Raw genomic sequence first — 16,705 nt, 5'->3', positions numbered from 1 at the left:
CCGGTACTCCTCACAGCTGACGGGTAGTCAGATTGGCTGGAGAGCGTAGGGCTCGGTGCCTTGTCGGTCCAGAGGTGCGGGGCTAGCCTTCTAGGGGAGCAACAACTGACGGTCCGTCAGATATCTGCGATTGGCCAAGGCGGAGGGGACTCATGACCGAACTGCCCCGCATCATCAGCGTCGACGACCATGTGATCGAGCCCGCGAACCTCTTCGAGACCTGGCTGCCGAAGAAGTACCAGGACCGCGGCCCCAAGCCGCTGACGGCCGGGATCGGCGAACTCGCCTACGTGGCGGGCAAGTACCAGATCACGATGGACCCGGACGGGCCGCCGACCGACTGGTGGATCTACGAGGACCTGAAGTTCCCGTACAAGCGCAACATCGCCGCCGTCGGCTTCGATCGCGACGAGATGACGCTCGAGGGCATCACGCGCGCGGAGATGCGGCCGGGGTGCTGGGATCCGGTCGAGCGGCTCAAGGACATGGACGCGAACCACGTCGAGGGGTCGCTGTGCTTCCCGACGTTCCCGCGGTTCTGCGGGCAGACCTTCGCCGAGGCGCACGACAAGGAGGTCGCGCTGGCCTGCGTGCGCGCGTACAACGACTTCATGGTCGAGGAGTGGTGCGGGGGCAGCGGGGGTCGGCTGATCCCGCTGTGCATCATCCCGCTGTGGGACATCGACCTCGCGGTCGCCGAGATCCGGCACAACGCCGCCCGGGGCGTGCGGGCCGTGACCTTCTCCGAGATCCCCACCCACCTCGGGCTGCCGTCCATCCACTCCGGCTACTGGGACCCGTTCTTCGCCGTCTGCCAGGAGACCGGCACGGTCGTCAACATGCATATCGGCAGCAGCTCCCAGATGCCCGCCGCCTCGCCCGACGCGCCGCCCGCCGTCCAGGCCTCGCTCAGCTTCAACAACGCCATGGCCTCGATGATGGACTTCCTGTTCAGCGGGGTGCTGGTGAAGTTCCCGCAGCTCAAACTCGCCTACTCCGAAGGGCAGATGGGCTGGATCCCGTACGCCCTGGAGCGCGCCGACGACGTGTGGGAGGAGCACCGGGCCTGGGGCGGGGTCAGGGACCTGATCCCCGAGCCGCCCTCCACCTACTACTACCGGCAGATCTTCTGCTGCTTCTTCCGCGACAAGCACGGCGTCGCCTCGCTGGACGTGGTCGGCCGGGACAACGCGACCTTCGAGACCGACTACCCGCACGTCGACTCGACCTTCCCGCACACCAAGGAGGTCGCCCTCGACCATGTGAAGGGCCTCGACGACGAGACGATCTACAAGCTGATGCGCGGCAACGCCATCCGCATGCTGGGCCTGGACCTCGACAAGTAATGGACCTCTCCTACACGCCCGAGGAGGAGGAGTTCCGGGCGCGCCTGCGGGAGTGGCTCGCGAAGGTGCTCCCCGGACTCCCTCCGAAACCCTCGCCCGACGACTGGCCCGGCAGACGCGCGTACGACCTCGGATGGCAGCGCATGCTGTACGACGCCGGGTACGCGGGGCTCCACTGGCCCGCCGACGCCGGGGGCCGCGGGGCCACGCCCACCCAGCACCTGATCTTCCTGGAGGAGACGGAGAAGGCGGGCGCGCCCTACGTGGGGGCCAATTTCGTGGGGCTGCTGCACGCCGGGCCCACCATCGCGGCCGAGGGGAGCGCCGAGCAGCGGGCGCGCTGGCTGCCGCCCGTGCTGCGCGGCGAGGAGGTGTGGTGCCAGGGGTTCAGTGAGCCGGACGCCGGCTCGGACCTCGCGGCACTGCGCACGCGCGCGCGGCGGGACGGCGACGACTACGTGGTGAGCGGCTCCAAGATCTGGACCTCCCACGCGGAAGTCGCCGACTGGTGCGAGCTGTTGGTGCGGACGGACGCGAAGGCGCCCAAGCACCGCGGGATTTCGTGGCTCGCGATGCCGATGGACGCGCCGGGGATCACGGTACGTCCACTGCGTACGCTCGCGGGTTCGACCGAGTTCGCCGAGGTGTTCCTCGACGAGGTGCGGGTGCCCGTCGCCAACCGGGTCGGCGAGGAGAACGACGGCTGGCGCGTGACCATGGTGACGCTGTCCTTCGAGCGCGGGACGGCCTTCGTGGGCGAGGTGGTGGCCTGCCGGCGCGTCCTCGGCGAACTCGCGCGCGAGGCACGGAAGAACGGCCGCTGGGACGATGTGCCACTGCGGCGCAGGCTGGGGCGGCTGAACGCGGAGTTCCGCGCGCTGTGGCGGCTCACCCAGTGGAACGTGAGCGAGTCGGAGCGGTCCGGCGGAGTGCCGGGTGTCGGGGGTTCGGTTTTCAAACTGAGGTACTCGCGCGCGCGGCAGGACTTGTACGACGCGGCGGCCGACGTGCTCGGCCCCGAGGCGCTCGACCTCGACAGCCCGTGGACGCTGGACCGGCTGTCCTCCCTCTCGTACACCATCGCGGCCGGCACCTCGCAGATCCAGCGGAACATCGTGGCCGAACGGATCCTGGGCCTCCCGAAGGGGCGATGACCGTATGGATTTCCAACTCACTGATGATCAAAGGGCGTTGCGGGCGGGGGTACGCGAACTGCTGGTCCGGCGCTTCGGACGCGAGCAGTTGCGGGCCGCCGTGGACGCTCCGGAGCTCGACCGTGCGCTCTGGCGGGAGTTGGGCGAGGCGGGGTTCTTCGCGCTGCGGCTGCCCGAGGCGCAGGGCGGGGTCGGACTGGGGCTCCCGGAGGCGGTGCTGGCCTTCGAGGAGGCCGGCCGGGCCCTGCTCACCGGACCGCTCGTGGCCACGCACCTCGCGGCCGGCGAGGTGCCCGGAGCGGCCACCGGCGAGAGCGTCGTCGCGGCCGTCGACGGCACGCTCGTCGAATGGCTGGACGAGGCCGACGTCGTACGAGGAGATGTGACCGGAGCCGTCCCGATGCGCTCGGCCGACCCGCTCACTCCGCTGCACCGGGTGTCCCGCCCCGCGCCGCCCGACCCGGTGGCCGCGCTGCTGACCGCCGCCGAGCAGTTGGGCTCCGCCGCCCGCACCTGCGAACTGGCCGTGCAACACGCCCGGACCCGTGAGCAGTTCGGGCAGCCGATCGGAGCCTTCCAGGCGGTGAAACACCTGTGCTCCGAGATGCTGGTGCGCGTGGAGGTGGCGCGTGGTGCGGTGTACGCGGCCGCCGTCACGGCCGATCCGCTCGACATCGCGGCGGCGGGACTGCTGGCCGACGAGGCCGCCGAGCTCGGCGCCCGGGACTGCCTCCAGGTGCACGGAGGCATGGGCTTCACATGGGAGTCCGACGTGCACCTTCACCTCAAACGTGCCTGGCTGCGGGCCCGTCGCGGGCAGAGCGCGGCCGAGGCCGAGGAGGCACTCGCGGAGGATCTGGTGGCTGCCGCCCCGGGGCCCCGGACGTGAACTGTGCACGTCCATTGCCGTCGATCGTGGCATGACGGAACGGGCCCGAACGGACGGATGTCACCGAACGTGGCATACCGGAATTACCGAGCGTTGATATCGGGTTGTGTCCTATGCGTGACTCGTCACGGCCTGGAGTCGGAGCTGTGCTCCGGTACCTTGTGTGGGATGCGAGTGGTTCTGAGGCCGGGCCATCACGGTGTTGCCCCTGAGGCAGCTCCGGATCCGGCGATGCGTACCGCTCGCGAGGCGGGAAGCAGGACCGTTCCTGCCTGTTCGACTCCCCGTGACGAGCGTCGCACAGTATGCCGCACGCGTACTCCTTCGCGCTGGAATATGCCCGAAGCGCTTGTTGGGGTGACTGTACGTCAACCATGCTGTCTCCTAAGGGAATCACGTTCCGTGAACCCTTTTCTGACCACGATCGTGGCCCTTGCGAGGCGCGAGGCGATGTGTCCGCCGGTTCGGATGGTGTGAGCGGTGCAGGTGCTTCAAGTGCAGCTGGAGATCCGGCCCGACCCCGCAGAGGTGGGGCGGGCCCGGAGGTGGGCCCGTTCGCGGCTCGCGGGGTCCGGGATAGAGGCCGATGAGCCGCTTGCCGAGACGCTGATCCTGCTCGTCTCCGAGCTGGTCACCAACGCGGTGGTGCACACCGGCCGTCCGGCCGTGCTGCGCCTGTCGCTGCCGAGTTTCGCGACGGGCCCGACCGCCGGAGAGCGTGCCGTGGCGGAGGCCGTGGCCACCGTCCGCCTAGAGGTGCTCGACGCCAGTGCCCGGCCGCCCCGCCCCCGCTGCGCGGACGGCGACGAGACCAACGGCCGCGGCCTGGCCCTCGTCGACGGGCTCGCCGACCGCTGGGGCTGGAGCAGCGAGGGCGCGGGCAAGCGCATCTGGTGCGAGGTGGACCGCTGTTCGGCAACGGCGGCGACCGCGGTGACGTGCGACGCGGCCCCGGCCGCTTACGGGGACCTGGCGTTCGAGGTGGTCTGAGCGGGGCGTTGTCCCTTCACGGCGACCGGGCCGTCATGTTTCTACGTGGCCGAACGGCCGTGCCCCTTCAGGGGCGCGGGGAACTGCGCGACCGGCCCCCCGCGACCCGCACATGACATCCGGACATCCAGGCGGAGCACGGAAGCACAGGAGCCGCACCCCACCCGTCCCGTGCTGCCCGATGCGCCGTACCGTGCTTCCACCCGTCGCGGCACAAAGAGGGGCGTAAGCCGTGAATCCCCGAACAGGTGTTGACGATTCGTGTCCGTTTGATCACGCTTGTGGTCAGCGATTCGCCGTGAGGGGACGGCGAGGGTTCCGGTGACGGGAGCCCTTGGCGAGCGTGGGTCGCGATCGGCGTCGGCTCCTCCAGGGTCGGGAGCAGGGCGGGTACGCCGGAGCCGGATGGCGGCGCGCGGTGTCGTGCTCGGGGGAGGTGGGGTCCCTCCCGCCCGGGCGCGGCCGAGTCTGGGGGAGGCGCGCCGCCAGCCGACCCTCCACCGACCGGGCCGACAGGGCCGGCGGAGTCGGCAGGGTGTCTCAGAGGATCGCGACAGGTGCCACGGGGGTTCCCGTGGCGCCGACGAACGGTTCGGGCATCGCCGACAGCAGGAACGTATGACGGCCAAGTTCTCCACAGGCTGTGGACAACTCTTCGAGATTCCAGTTCTGGCCCTGGAGCATGCCCATTTCGACCAGATCGAGGGCGTGCACGGGAAGCCACAAGTCCTCTATTTCAGGCGGAAATATCTCAAAGGTGAGGGTGTCGTTCGCGACGGCGGCCACATCGCGTGCGTGGAACCACTCCGGTGTACGGACGGACAGGCCGGGCGACGGGAACGCGTACGCGTGCTTGTCGCCCGCCAGACAGACCTGGATCTGACCGGTGCGTACGAGGACGATGTCGCCCGCGCGGACCTTCGTCCCGGCCAGTTCCTCGGCCGCTTCGAGGTCTTCCGGGGTCACCGCGTGGCCGCCGTCGAGGCGGTCCTTGCCGAGCGCGCGGGCCACGTCGAGGAGGATGCCGCGCGAGACGATGTGCCGGGGCTTGTCGATGCCGCTGAACTCGGCGCCGCCGTGGGCCGTGACGGTGGTCGCGGGGCGGCCGTTGTAGATCTTCCCCGAGTGCGAGACGTGGGTGAGCGCGTCCCAGTGGGTGGCCGTCTGGAGGCCCATGGTCACGACGTCGTCGCTGCACGCGACCGTGCCGGGCCCGAACAACTCCTGGTTGATCTGCACCATCGCGTGCAGCGGATTGACCCGGCCCGGGATCATCCCGGTCTGCACGCCGTCCTCCCGGAGCGGGAGTGCGAGCGGGACGCGGCGGCCCGTACGCACGGTCGTGGCGGCCTCGCGCACCACCTCGTCGGTGATCAGGTTGAGCGTGCCGATCTCGTCGTCGGCGCCCCAACGCCCCCAGTTGTTCACGCGCTTGGCGATCTCGTGGAACTCGGCCGGCATCGACATGAGTGCTCCCCGGGGCTTGTCTCCAGGTATCTGACGGGTCGTAGAATCTGAGTCGAATCTAACGGACCGTCAGAAACTGCGGGAAGGGGCCGGGGCGTGGGGAACTTCTTGGCAGGCAAGGTCGTCGCCGTGACCGGAGCGGGACGGGGCATCGGGCGCGCGGTGGCGCTGGCCGCCGCGGCCGAGGGCGCACGGGTCGTCGTCAACGACTACGGGGTGTCCATCGAGGGCGCGGAGCCGACCAGCGGGATAGCCGAGGCCGTGGTCAAGGAGATCGAGGCGGCCGGCGGGGACGCGATCGCCGTCGCCGACGACATCTCGACGATGGCGGGCGGACAGCGCGTCGTCGACACGGCACTGGAGACGTACGGGCGGATCGACGGCGTCGTGTGCGTGGCCGGGATCCTCCGCGAGCGGATGCTCTTCAACATGTCCGAGGAGGAGTGGGATCCGGTCCTCGCCACGCATCTGAAGGGCACGTTCACCGTCTTCCGGGCCGCGTCCGCCGTGATGCGGCGCCAGGGCTCCGGCACGCTCATCGGGTTCACCAGCGGCAACCACCAGGGTTCTGTCTCGCAGGCCAACTACAGCGCCGCGAAGGGCGGGATCATCTCGCTCGTGCGGAGCGCCGCGCTGGGGCTCCACAAGTACGGGGTCACCGCGAACGCGGTCGCGCCCGTCGCGCGTACGCGTATGTCCGCGAACGTGCCGATGGAGTTGAAGGAGATCGGCGAACCCGAGGACGTTGCCGCGCTCGTGGTGTACCTGCTGTCCGAGCGGGCGCGGGAGGAGCGGATCACCGGGCAGGTCTACACGATCGCCGGGCCGAAGATCGCGGTGTGGGCGCAGCCGAGGGAACTCCGTTCGGGGTACGCGGAGGGGTCCTGGACGCCCGAGCGGATCGCGGACTTTCTGCCGGGGAGTGTGGGGACGGACCCCATGCCGTTGCTTGCGCAGGTGGAGGAGATGGCTCGCGCGGCGCGTTCCAAGAAGGCGCCGTAGGGGCTGGGGTGGTGGGCGGGTGCGGGTTGGCTGTGGCTGGTCGCGCAGTTCCCCGCGCCCCTTTCGGGGCGGTGGGAGGACACCTTGGATTTCGGGTTCACGCCGGAGGACGCGGCGTTTCGGGCCGAAGCGCATGCCTGGCTCGCCGAGCACGTAGCCGGAGCCGGGGAACGCGGGGCGTGGGAACGGACGCTCGGTGCGGCCGGGTGGATCGGGCTCGGGTGGGGTGAGGGTGGGTATGGGAATCGGCCGGCCGGGCTGAGTCGGCAGGTTGTGTGGGCCGAGGAGTACGCGCGGTCGGCGGCCCCTCCGCGCTCCGGGCACATCGGGGAGAACCTGCTTGCGCCCACTCTCATCGCTCATGGCAGTGACGAGCAGAAGTCCCGGTTTCTGCCCGCGATCGCGTCCGGTGACGAGCTCTGGTGTCAGGGGTACAGCGAGCCTGGGGCCGGGTCGGACCTCGCGGGGATTCGTACGGAGGCCGTGCGGGACGGCGACGCGGGCGTGTATCGGGTCACTGGGCAGAAGATCTGGACGTCGCTCGCCCATGAGGCGGACTGGTGTTTTGTCCTGGCCCGTACGGAGGCGGGGTCGCGGCGGCATCGCGGGCTGAGTTTTCTGCTCGTACCGATGGATCAGCCGGGGCGGATCGAGGTGCGGCCGATTCGTCAGATGACGGGGACGAGCGAGTTCAACGAGGTCTTCTTCGACGGGGCGCACGCGCGCGTGGAGCATGTCGTCGGGGGCGAGGGCAACGGGTGGCAGGTCGCGATGAGCCTGCTCGGCTTCGAGCGGGGTGTCTCCACGCTCGCCCAGCAGATCGGCTTCGCCCAGGAGTTGGGGCGGGTGGTGGAGGCGGCCGTCTCGACGGGTGCGGCTGATGATCCCGTCGTACGGGACTGTCTCGTGCGCCAGTGGGCCGAGTTGCGCGTCATGCGGTGGAACGCGCTGCGGACGCTGGGGAGTTCGGCGGACCAGGTCCAGGTCCAGGGTGCTCCCAGTGTGGCCAAGCTGCTGTGGGGGCGGTGGCATCAGCGGCTCGGGGAGCTGGCGATGCGCGTGAGGGGCGCGGGGGCGGCGGTGGGGCCCGCGGACTGGTCCGCCTCGGCGCCCTACGAACTGGACGCGCTGCAGCACCTGTTCCTGTTCAGCCGGGCCGACACGATCTACGGCGGTTCGGACGAGGTTCAGCGCACGATCATCGCCGAGCGCGTGCTCGGCCTTCCCAGGGAACCGAAGGGTTGAGGTGGGCGGGATGCGAGGTGTGATCTTCGACGGCAGGCAGACCCAGGTGGTCGACGACCTGGAGATACGGGAGCCGGGGCCGGGGGAGGTGCTGGTGGCGATCTCCGCGGCGGGGCTGTGCCACAGCGATCTCTCCGTGGTGGACGGGACCATACCTTTCCCCGTACCTGTGGTCCTCGGCCATGAGGGGGCGGGGGTCGTGGAGGCGGTGGGTGTGGGCGTCACCCATGTCCAGCCCGGAGACCATGTCTCGCTGTCCACACTCGCGAACTGCGGTACGTGCGCGGAGTGCGACCGGGGGCGGCCCACCATGTGCCGCAAGGCCATCGGGATGCCGCAGCGGCCGTTCACGCGGGCGGGGCAGTCGTTGTACCAGTTCGCTTCCAACTCCGCCTTCGCCGAACGGACGTTGGTGAAGGCCGTGCAGGCCGTGCGGATTCCCGAAGACATTCCGATGACCTCCGCCGCCCTGATCGGGTGCGGGGTGCTGACGGGGGTCGGGGCCGTGCTCAACCGGGCGCGGGTGGATCGCGGGGACAGCGTGGTCGTCATCGGTACCGGTGGGATCGGGCTCAATGTGATCCAGGGGGCGCGGATCGCCGGGGCGCTGACCGTGGTGGCGGTGGATTCCAATCCGGCGAAGGAGGAGGTGGCTCGGCGGTTCGGGGCGACTCACTTTCTGACTTCTACGGAGGGGGTGCGGGAGGTTCTGCCCACGGGGGCCGATCATGCCTTCGAGTGTGTGGGGAGGGTGGAGCTGGTTCGGCAGGCCGTCGATCTGCTCGACCGGCATGGGCAGGCGGTTCTGCTCGGGGTTCCGGCGGCTACGGCCGAGGCGTCCTTTCTTGTCTCCTCGATGTACTTGGACAAGTCGATTCTGGGGTGTCGGTACGGGTCGGCTCGGCCGCAGCGGGATATCGCGTTGTACGCGGAGCTTTATCGCGAGGGGCGGTTGTTGTTGGACGAGTTGGTGACGGAGACGTATCCGGTGGAGGACTTCGAGAAGGCTGCGGCCGATGCGGGGGCCGGGCGGGTTGCCCGCGCCGTTCTTACGTTCTGAGCCGTGTCGCGCCGCGTCGCCGGAGGGGTTTTCGCCCCCGCCGCCCCTACCCGTTCCCGTCCCTTTTCGGGGGCTCCGCCCCCGAACCCCCGTATCGCGCTCCGCGCTCGTCCTCAAACGCCGGACGGGCTGAAAAACAGTGGGCCGGCCGCCTGGACAGTAAATGTGGTCAGCGGAAGGTTCGGCGATAAGTCGTGGGGGTTACTCCCAAGGTTGATTGGAGGTGTTGGCGCATTGATTGGGGGGTGCCGAAGCCTGCGGCGTGGGCGATTTGGTCGATTGAGAGGTCGGTGGATTCCAGGAGGTGGCGGGCGCGTTCGACGCGTTGCTGGGTGAGCCACTGGCCGGCGCTGATGCCGGCCTCCTCGCGGAAGCGCCGGGTGAAGGTGCGTACCGACATGGACTCCTGCTCGGCCATGTCGCGCAGCTGGATCGGCTCGTGCAGACGCGCCAGCGCCCAGGCGCGGGCAGCCGTCGTGGACGCCAACTGGGGCTCCGGAACAGGGCGTTGGATGTACTGCGCCTGCCCGCCGTCACGGTGCGGCGGCACGACCGTACGGCGGGCCACCTCGTTGGCGACCGCCGTGCCGTGATCCCGGCGCACGATGTGGATGCACAGGTCGATTCCGGCCGCGACCCCGGCGGACGTCAGCACGTCACCGTCGTCGATGAACAGCACGTCCGCATCCACCCGCACCTTCGGGAAGACCCGCTGGAAGTGCTCCGCGGACGCCCAGTGCGTGGTCGCCGGGCGCCCGTCGAGATAGCCGGCGGCGGCCAGCACGTACCCGCCCGTGCAGATGGAGACGAGCCGCGTGCCCGGCCGGATCAGCGCGAGGGCCGCGGCCAGCTCCTCCGTGAGTACGCCCTCGTCGTGCACCGGGCCGAGCTCGTACGAGGCCGGAACGACGACGGTGTCGGCGGTGGCAAGGGCTTCGGGGCCGTTCTCCACGAGGATGGAGAAGTCCGCCTCCGCCTCGACCGGGCCCGGCGGCCGGATCGAGCAGGTCACCACCTCGTACAGGTGGCGCCCCTCGGCGTCCTTGGCGCGGCCGAAGATCCGCTGCGGGATGCCCAGCTCGAAGGGGAGGAGGCCGTCCAGGGCGAGGACGACCACGCGGTGGGGGTGGACGGGAGAGTGCGTACCCATGGCCCGATTCTAACGAATGCTGTCCTTCTGGCCACTCGTTCGAAGAGTCCGCAGGCCGGAAGCTCTATGACGTGACACAGACAACCGATGCCGCAGACGCAGTCGCGGATGGACCCGCAGCCGCCACCACGGTCGCATCCGCAGGCGTCGAGGAGCCCAGCGGCGGCAAGCGCCGGCGGCGGATACACCGGGCCTGGTTCGTCGCCGCCGTGACGTTCGTGACGATCATCGGGGCCGCGGCCTTCCGTTCACTGCCGGGGCTGCTGATCGACCCGCTGCACCAGGAGTTCCACTGGTCGCGCGGCACGATCGGGCTCGCGGTCTCCGTCAACCTCGCGCTGTACGGGCTCACGGCGCCGTTCGCCGCGGCGCTGATGGACCGGTTCGGCATCCGCCGGGTGGTTGCCGTCGCCCTGATCGTGATCGCGGTCGGCTCCGGCGCGACGGTGTGGATGACGACCGCGTGGCAGCTGCTGCTGTGCTGGGGCCTGCTCGTCGGGCTGGGCTCGGGCTCGATGGCGCTCGCCTTCGCCGCGACCGTCACGAACCGCTGGTTCACCGAGAAGCGTGGCCTGGTCACGGGCATCCTCACCGCGGCCTCCGCCTCCGGCCAGCTGATCTTCCTGCCGGTGCTGTCCTGGATCGTCTCGGAGCACGACTGGCGTCCGGCCGCCGTCACCGTCGCCCTGGCGGCCCTCGCGGTCGTCCCCTTCGTGTGGCTGCTGCTGCGCGACCACCCGGCGGACGTGGGTCTGAAGCCGTACGGGGCAACGGAGTTCGTCGAGAAGCCGCCACCCGTACCCGGCGCGGCACGACGTGCGGTGAAGGTCCTCTTCTCGGCCGCGCGCACCGGCCCGTTCTGGCTGCTCGCCGGCACCTTCGCGATCTGCGGGGCCTCGACCAACGGCCTGATCCAGACGCACTTCGTGCCCGCCTCCCACGACCACGGCATGCCGATCACGGCGGCCGCGTCGCTCCTCGCGGTCATCGGCGTCTTCGACGTCATCGGCACGATCGCCTCCGGCTGGTTCACGGACCGCTTCGAACCGCGCCGCCTGCTGGCGGTCTACTACGCCCTGCGCGGCATCTCCCTCCTCTTCCTCCCGATGCTGCTGGCCCCGTCCGTCCACCCGCCGATGATCTTCTTCATCGTCTTCTACGGCCTCGACTGGGTCGCCACGGTCCCGCCCACCATCGCCCTGTGCCGCGAGCACTACGGCGACGACAGCGCCATCGTCTTCGGCTGGGTTCTCGCCTCCCACCAGGTCGGCGCCGCCCTCGTCGCCTTCCTCGGCGGAGTCGCCCGCGACACCTTCGGTTCGTACGACGTCATGTGGTACGCCTCGGGCGCGCTGTGCGCGGCGGCGGCGCTGATGGCGTTGGTGATCAGGCGGCGGCCGGTGGCGGTTCTCGCCTGAGTGCGGACGAAGTGTGTCCCGGCCTCAGTCGGTGAGGCGGCCGAACCGGCCGCGGTGGAACAGCAGGGGCGCGCCGTCGCCGTCGGCCGTGCCCAGGGCGTCCACCCTGCCGACCACGATCAGGTGGTCGCCGCCCGTGTGGACGGCGTGGATCGTGCAGTCGATCCAGGCGGGGGCGCCGACGAGGCGGGGCGAGCCGGACACCGGGGCCGGATCGTGGGCGACCCCGGCGAACTTGTCGGCGCCGCTCACCGCGAAGCCGCGGCACAGGTCGCCCTGGTGGGCACCCAGGACGTTCACGCAGAAGACACCCGCGCGGGCGATGCGGGGCCAGGTCGTCGACGTACGCGCGACCATGAACGCGATCAGCGGTGGGTCGAGGGACAGGGCGGAGAAGGACTGACAGGCGAAGCCGGCCGGTCCTGCCGACTCTCCCTCACCCGCCGGGGCGGTCACCACGGTCACGCCCGTGGCGAAGTTGCCCAGTACGCGGCGGAATTCGGCCGGGTCGATCGGTGCGCGTTCGTCGTCGCCGACCGCTCGCAGGTCCGGGCGCGGGAGGGGTTCGACCCGGCCCTCGGTGCCCGGGGCTCCGGCCGACCTTAGGTAGCGGACCGCCGCGGCGGCCATTCCTGCGTGTCCCATCACATTGCCCATTGAAGCTGACGGGGTGTCAGATTGGAAGTCGTGTCACCCGCTGGTCTTCGCTCTTCTCGGTTCCGGGGAGCCGCGGAGGCCGTCCTAGCGTGACCACCATCGTTTGTTTCGTGTGGTGTTCTCCGATGACGAACTCCCGCCCTGTCCGGCCGGCCCCTGGGAGTCCCGTGCCTGAGCCTCCTGTGCGGCGCCGTACGGGTCGTGCGGCTTCGCGTCCTCGGCTCCAGGCGGGAGCGCGTACGCCAGGAGGGCGTCAGGGCGCCGGGGCGAGGTGCTCCAACTGTCGGTGTCACCGACGAACGCGGACTGCGCCTCGCCGTCGGGCAAGGCCTTCGCAGTGACGGAGAGCATCCCCCAGCCGTCGATGTCGAAGGAGACCTCGATCTGCGGGACGCCGCGCGCGGCCCTCGGTAGACCGGTCAGCTCGACCAGGCCCAACATCCTGTTGTACGCCGCGATCTCGCGCTCGCCCTGGTAGACCGGGATCTGCGCGTACACCTGGTCGTCCTCGGTGGTGGTAAAGACCTCCGAGCGCTTGGTCGGGATCGTGGTGTTGCGCTCGATGAGCTTGGTCATGATTCCCCCCTTGGTCTCGAAGCCGAGGGACAGTGGGGCCGCGTCGAGGAGCAGGACGCCCTTGACCTCACCCTTGAGGACGCCGACGCGGAGCGCGGCGCCGATGGCGACGATCTCGTCCGGGTTCACCCCCCTGTTGGCCTCCATGCCGGTCAGTTTCCTCACGAACTCGGCGACTGCCGGCATTCGTGTCGAACCGCCGACCAGGACCACATGGCCGAGCCCGGACAGCCGGATGCCGACGTCCCTGAGCACCTGCTGGATCGCGCTGTCGCAGCGGGCCAGCAGGTCCGCCGTCCGCTCCTGGAACCAGGCTCGGGTGACCTTCTCCTCCAGATGCAGCTGCCCCTCGGGGGACACCACGAGGTAGGGCAGGTCGATCGAGGTCTCCGTTGAGAAGGACAGCTCGATCTTCGCCCTCTCCGCGGCCTCGCGCAGGCGCCGCAGCGCCATCCTGTCCTGGGTCAGGTCCACACCATGGTGGGACCTGAACCGCTCCACCAGGTGGTCGACAAGGACCTGGTCCCAGTCGTCACCGCCAAGTCGGCTGTCGCCCCCGACGGCTTTCACCTCGACCACACCGTCACCGACCTCGATCACCGATACTCCGAAGGACGTGGCTCCGAGGTCCAGCACCATCATGATCAGATCCTCGTCCTCCCACCGTCCGTGCCCGAGAGCGATCAGCCACTCGTTGGGAGCGACGATCAGAGGCTGCAGCCCGGCCAGCCGGGCGGCCTCGCGGGTCGCCAGGATCACGTCGTAGTTCGCTCCCGCCGGCACGCAGACAACGGCCTCGGTGATCTCCTGGCCGAGTCGGGCCTCCGCGTCCTGCTTCAGTTTCCGCAGGACGAACGAGGCGATCTCCGGCGCGCCGAACTCCCTGCCGCCGATGGTGAAACGCCAGTCGGTACCCAGGTGACGTACGAACGACTGGACGGTCCGGTCGGGGTTGGTGACGGCCTGGCGTCGGGCGGCCTCGCCGACCAGCACCTCACCGGACTCGGTGAACGCGACGACGGACGGAGTGGTCCTGGCACCCTCCGCGTTGAGGACGACCTCCGGCTCGCCAAAGTCGATGGCACAGATCACCGAGTTGGCGCCGCCGAGGTCGATGCCGACGGCCCGCTTGCCCGCGAAGGCCCGGTCCTCCTCAGAAGAAGGTGTCCGAGTCTCCGCGGGAGTCCGGTACACCATCCAGTAGGCACGGCTGAGTTCCGCGGCCCGGGCGTCGGGGTGGTCGGTGCCGTACAGCCGTACCAGCACTCCGGCGATGTCGCCGTAGCGACGGGCGGCCTCGGCGGGATCACCGTCCCGCCCGAGGAGCTCTTCCTCGTCGAGGAGCAGCCGGGACGGTGTGTCGTTGCCGCCGCCAGCGGTCGATCTCCGCTTCGTCTCGGGCGGTGGCTGGTAGCCCACATTGCGCGCGAGTACCAGGTCGGCGACCGTGTCCGTGCCCTGCCGCCGGGGTTTGGGCAGGCCTCGAGTTCGTAGTCGGCGATACAGGAATCGGTAGATGTGATCCAGCGTCAGTTCGGCGGGCGCGTCCGGATCTCCACTCCGCAGCAGGTCCAGGAGCTCTCCCGTGAAAGCGGTGTTGCGCTGGCCGGCAGGGGCCAGGGCTGTGACGCCCGAGGGCGTGGCGGTGAGGGTGTAGCTACCGGTGATGCCGGTCTGACTCATGACGAGGTTGTCGACCGAGGCCATGACGTCGATCGCTCTCCCGGAGAAGCAGCAGTCGAGGACAACGACCCGGTTACTGGCCGGGCTGTTGGCGACCAGTTCCCGAATGCCGTCGAACGGCATCGCCGTGTATCGCAGTTGCAGGTCGGACGCATGGGTTTCGGACAGCCCGAGATAGAGGTCTCCAGCCCGGTTGAGGAGGCCATGTCCGGCGTAGTAGATGAGCAGTAGATCCTCGGCCAGAGGCGTGATCTCACCCAGCTGCCGGCCCAGTTCAGACGGAGTGCCGGGATCCTGGATGATCGTGCAGGTGCGCGGGGACAGCCAGCCGTGCACCGGCTCGCCGAGCGCCTGGGCGAGGTCGGCCAGGTTGTTGACCACCGTGGGGAGGCCAGGCAGTTCGGGGTCCGCCGTGTAGCTCGCCGTGCCGATCAGGACTACACGGGATCGCTCGCCGTCAGGGAGTCTCATAGTTGTCGGCGGCGGCCTGGTTCCGCTGGACGAACTCGTGGAATCCGCTGATCAGTTCTTCGGGGGACCTCGTGCCGCGTACCTCGATCTCGTACGTCTCCCCGTTGGGCCGGACCGCCTTGAGCACGACATCGCTCCGGCGCTGCTTGACCCACTCGACGGCGGCCCTGGCCAGTACCGTTGCGGCTCCTCCCCCGGACAACGCCACGACGACGGCCTCGGGCAGCCCACCCATCCGGCCTTCCTCGATCTTCGCCCGCTCCAGCCCGATCCGACCGCGCAGTTCGTCCTCGTGGCGCAGCCAGTCCGCCAGTGATACCAGTTCGTCCGCCGCTGACGCGGGGCTCCCCGCCTCGACAACCAGCTTCATGGTGCCTCCCCCGAAAGCCGTTGTGTCGTGGGTCACGCTACTTGCTTCTGGGGCGGGCTGACAGGCGATTCGCCTGGTGCCTGCGCTCAGCGGCCGTGGAACTTTGGTCCCCTGCGCTCCACGAACGACGCCACCCCTTCCTGCGCGTCCGCCGTCGTCGTGTTGATCTCCTGTGCGGTGGCCTCGGCGGTGAGGGCGGTCGAGCGGTCGGTGTCCAGGGACGCGTTCACCAGTTGCTTGGTGAGGGCGATCGAGCGGGTGGGTCCGGCTGCGAGGCGTTCGGCCCAGGTGCGGGCCGCCTTCTCCAACTCCTCGTCCGGTACGACTCTGTTGACGAGCCCGAGGCGTTCCGCGTCCGAGGCCGTCAGGGCGTCGCCGAAGAACATCAGCTCCTTCGCCCGCTGGGGGCCTATCAGGCGGGGGAGGAGGTAGGCGCCGGCGCCGTCCGGGACGAGGCCTCGGCGTACGAACACCTCTATGAACCTTGCCGATTCGGCCGCTATGACCAGGTCGCAGGCGTAGGCGAGGTGGGCGCCTATGCCGGCCGCGGTGCCGTTCACCGCCGCGATCACTGGTTTCTCGCAGTCCAGGATTGCGGTGATCAGGCGTTGGGCTCCCTGCCTGATCACTCGGGCTACGTCTCCGGCCACTCGGTCCGTTCGTGGGCCGCCGCCGCGGAGGTCTGCGCCTGCGCAGAAGCCTCGGCCTGTTGCCGTGACTACGACCGCCCTTACGTCCGGGTCCGCGGAGGCTTCCTCGAACAGCCGGATCAGGTGGTCGCGTTGGTCCGGGGTGAGGGCGTTCATGGCTTCCGGGCGGTTGAGGGTGATCCAGGAGACGTGGTTGGTGGTGGTGTGGAGTATCAAGGGGTGATCCGATCCGGTCGTGGACGAGTGCGGCTTCGTTGTGGCTGATCGCGCAGTTCCCCACGCCCCTAAAGCCAAAAGACTGCGCAGTTCCCCGCGCCCCTAAAAGCCAAAGGATTGCGCCGTTCCCCGCGCCCCCGAAGAGCCTGGCTGAGGACCGTGCGCACCTTCCCGCCCGGTGGGGGCCGAGCGCGCAGTTCCCCGCGCCCCTGACGGGGCGCGGCCCCACCCAGCGGCAGTCGCCCCCCGGCGCAAGGGGTCGTGTCGGGGTTTCCGATCGCAGCACGACCTCCCGAGGGCACCCCGTAGGCCCGGGATGACACAGCTGCGATCGGATGCCCCGTCGCGGCCCCGACCCGAC

13 protein-coding genes and 2 pseudogenes are annotated in these 16,705 nt (G+C 69.7%); 8 read left to right on the top strand and 7 right to left on the bottom strand.

Going from position 1 to position 16,705, the window contains the following annotated elements; all coding sequences use genetic code 11:
* The first annotated feature begins 152 nt into the window (after window positions 1-152).
* The 4 genes from JEQ17_RS20615 to JEQ17_RS20600 all read left to right on the top strand — a co-directional run bounded on the left by JEQ17_RS20615 (window position 153) and on the right by JEQ17_RS20600 (window position 4,379).
* Window positions 153-1,346 carry an amidohydrolase family protein gene (locus JEQ17_RS20615; RefSeq protein WP_200396610.1) on the top strand — a complete coding sequence of 398 codons (1,194 nt, stop codon included), beginning with the start codon at window positions 153-155 and terminating at the stop codon, window positions 1,344-1,346.
* Complete coding sequence (locus JEQ17_RS20610) at window positions 1,346-2,500, top strand: acyl-CoA dehydrogenase (protein ID WP_200396609.1); 1,155 nt, start codon at window positions 1,346-1,348, stop codon at window positions 2,498-2,500. Before JEQ17_RS20615 ends, JEQ17_RS20610 begins: the two co-directional genes overlap by 1 nt.
* Before the next feature lie 4 nt (window positions 2,501-2,504).
* The gene (locus JEQ17_RS20605; protein ID WP_200396608.1) at window positions 2,505-3,389 is read left to right on the top strand and encodes an acyl-CoA dehydrogenase family protein; all 885 of its coding nucleotides are present in this window, start codon (window positions 2,505-2,507) and stop codon (window positions 3,387-3,389) included.
* A 495-nt stretch (window positions 3,390-3,884) separates the two neighbouring features.
* Entirely contained in the window at window positions 3,885-4,379 is a 495-nt protein-coding gene (locus tag JEQ17_RS20600) for an ATP-binding protein (protein WP_200401615.1), read from the top strand.
* A 540-nt stretch (window positions 4,380-4,919) separates the two neighbouring features.
* Here the strand turns inward: JEQ17_RS20600 and JEQ17_RS20595 are convergent.
* On the bottom strand, window positions 4,920-5,846 hold the full coding sequence (locus JEQ17_RS20595) for a cyclase family protein (RefSeq protein ID WP_200396607.1): 927 nt from the start codon (window positions 5,844-5,846) through the stop codon (window positions 4,920-4,922).
* 96 nt (window positions 5,847-5,942) lie between these two features.
* On the opposite strand from JEQ17_RS20595, the gene JEQ17_RS20590 reads away from it, so the two are divergent.
* The 3 genes from JEQ17_RS20590 (at window position 5,943) to JEQ17_RS20580 (ending at window position 9,153) form a co-directional block, all read left to right on the top strand.
* Window positions 5,943-6,848, top strand: a complete 906-nt coding sequence (locus JEQ17_RS20590) for an SDR family NAD(P)-dependent oxidoreductase (protein WP_200396606.1) — start codon at window positions 5,943-5,945, stop codon at window positions 6,846-6,848.
* Window positions 6,849-6,932: 84 nt separating this feature from the next.
* On the top strand, window positions 6,933-8,093 hold the full coding sequence (locus tag JEQ17_RS20585) for an acyl-CoA dehydrogenase family protein (protein WP_200396605.1): 1,161 nt from the start codon (window positions 6,933-6,935) through the stop codon (window positions 8,091-8,093).
* Window positions 8,094-8,103: 10 nt separating this feature from the next.
* Window positions 8,104-9,153, top strand: coding sequence for a Zn-dependent alcohol dehydrogenase (locus JEQ17_RS20580; RefSeq protein WP_200396604.1), 1,050 nt, complete (start codon window positions 8,104-8,106; stop codon window positions 9,151-9,153).
* Between the two features lie 169 nt (window positions 9,154-9,322).
* Here JEQ17_RS20580 and JEQ17_RS20575 read toward each other — a convergent pair whose 3' ends face one another.
* Window positions 9,323-10,303 carry a GlxA family transcriptional regulator gene (locus JEQ17_RS20575; protein ID WP_200396603.1) on the bottom strand — a complete coding sequence of 327 codons (981 nt, stop codon included), beginning with the start codon at window positions 10,301-10,303 and terminating at the stop codon, window positions 9,323-9,325.
* A 71-nt stretch (window positions 10,304-10,374) separates the two neighbouring features.
* On the opposite strand from JEQ17_RS20575, the gene JEQ17_RS20570 reads away from it, so the two are divergent.
* Window positions 10,375-11,721 carry an MFS transporter gene (locus JEQ17_RS20570; RefSeq protein WP_200396602.1) on the top strand — a complete coding sequence of 449 codons (1,347 nt, stop codon included), beginning with the start codon at window positions 10,375-10,377 and terminating at the stop codon, window positions 11,719-11,721.
* 24 nt (window positions 11,722-11,745) lie between these two features.
* Here JEQ17_RS20570 and JEQ17_RS20565 read toward each other — a convergent pair whose 3' ends face one another.
* The 5 genes and pseudogenes from JEQ17_RS20565 to JEQ17_RS20550 all read right to left on the bottom strand — a co-directional run bounded on the left by JEQ17_RS20565 (window position 11,746) and on the right by JEQ17_RS20550 (window position 16,344).
* Window positions 11,746-12,366 carry a flavin reductase family protein gene (locus JEQ17_RS20565; RefSeq protein ID WP_200396601.1) on the bottom strand — a complete coding sequence of 207 codons (621 nt, stop codon included), beginning with the start codon at window positions 12,364-12,366 and terminating at the stop codon, window positions 11,746-11,748.
* Window positions 12,367-12,672: 306 nt separating this feature from the next.
* Window positions 12,673-14,070: pseudogene (locus JEQ17_RS20560) on the bottom strand (Hsp70 family protein); the annotation flags it as partial.
* A 381-nt stretch (window positions 14,071-14,451) separates the two neighbouring features.
* Window positions 14,452-15,108 (bottom strand): annotated as a pseudogene (locus tag JEQ17_RS50080) (caspase family protein); the annotation flags it as partial.
* Complete coding sequence (locus JEQ17_RS20555; RefSeq protein ID WP_200396600.1) at window positions 15,095-15,478, bottom strand: effector-associated constant component EACC1; 384 nt, start codon at window positions 15,476-15,478, stop codon at window positions 15,095-15,097. The pseudogene JEQ17_RS50080 and the gene JEQ17_RS20555, both read right to left, overlap by 14 nt.
* 86 nt (window positions 15,479-15,564) lie before the next feature.
* The gene (locus JEQ17_RS20550) at window positions 15,565-16,344 is read right to left on the bottom strand and encodes an enoyl-CoA hydratase/isomerase family protein (RefSeq protein ID WP_200396599.1); all 780 of its coding nucleotides are present in this window, start codon (window positions 16,342-16,344) and stop codon (window positions 15,565-15,567) included.
* Between the last annotated feature and the right edge of the window lie 361 nt (window positions 16,345-16,705).

The sequence above is a fragment of the Streptomyces liliifuscus genome (assembly GCF_016598615.1).
In the GTDB taxonomy this organism is placed as follows: Bacteria; Actinomycetota; Actinomycetes; order Streptomycetales; family Streptomycetaceae; genus Streptomyces; species Streptomyces liliifuscus.
This window is presented reverse-complemented; position numbering and strand designations above follow the sequence as displayed.

Excerpts from the sequence above, each read along its gene's own strand:
- JEQ17_RS20610 (WP_200396609.1), top strand. The coding sequence starts at position 1,346 with ATGGACCTCTCCTACACGCCCGAGGAGGAGGAGTTCCGGGCGCGCCTG.
- JEQ17_RS20575 (WP_200396603.1), bottom strand. The coding sequence starts at position 10,303 with ATGGGTACGCACTCTCCCGTCCACCCCCACCGCGTGGTCGTCCTCGCC.
- JEQ17_RS20580 (WP_200396604.1), top strand. The coding sequence starts at position 8,104 with ATGCGAGGTGTGATCTTCGACGGCAGGCAGACCCAGGTGGTCGACGAC.
- JEQ17_RS20615 (WP_200396610.1), top strand. The coding sequence starts at position 153 with ATGACCGAACTGCCCCGCATCATCAGCGTCGACGACCATGTGATCGAG.
- JEQ17_RS20605 (WP_200396608.1), top strand. The coding sequence starts at position 2,505 with ATGGATTTCCAACTCACTGATGATCAAAGGGCGTTGCGGGCGGGGGTA.
- JEQ17_RS20595 (WP_200396607.1), bottom strand. The coding sequence starts at position 5,846 with ATGTCGATGCCGGCCGAGTTCCACGAGATCGCCAAGCGCGTGAACAAC.
- JEQ17_RS20565 (WP_200396601.1), bottom strand. The coding sequence starts at position 12,366 with ATGGGACACGCAGGAATGGCCGCCGCGGCGGTCCGCTACCTAAGGTCG.
- JEQ17_RS20555 (WP_200396600.1), bottom strand. The coding sequence starts at position 15,478 with ATGAAGCTGGTTGTCGAGGCGGGGAGCCCCGCGTCAGCGGCGGACGAA.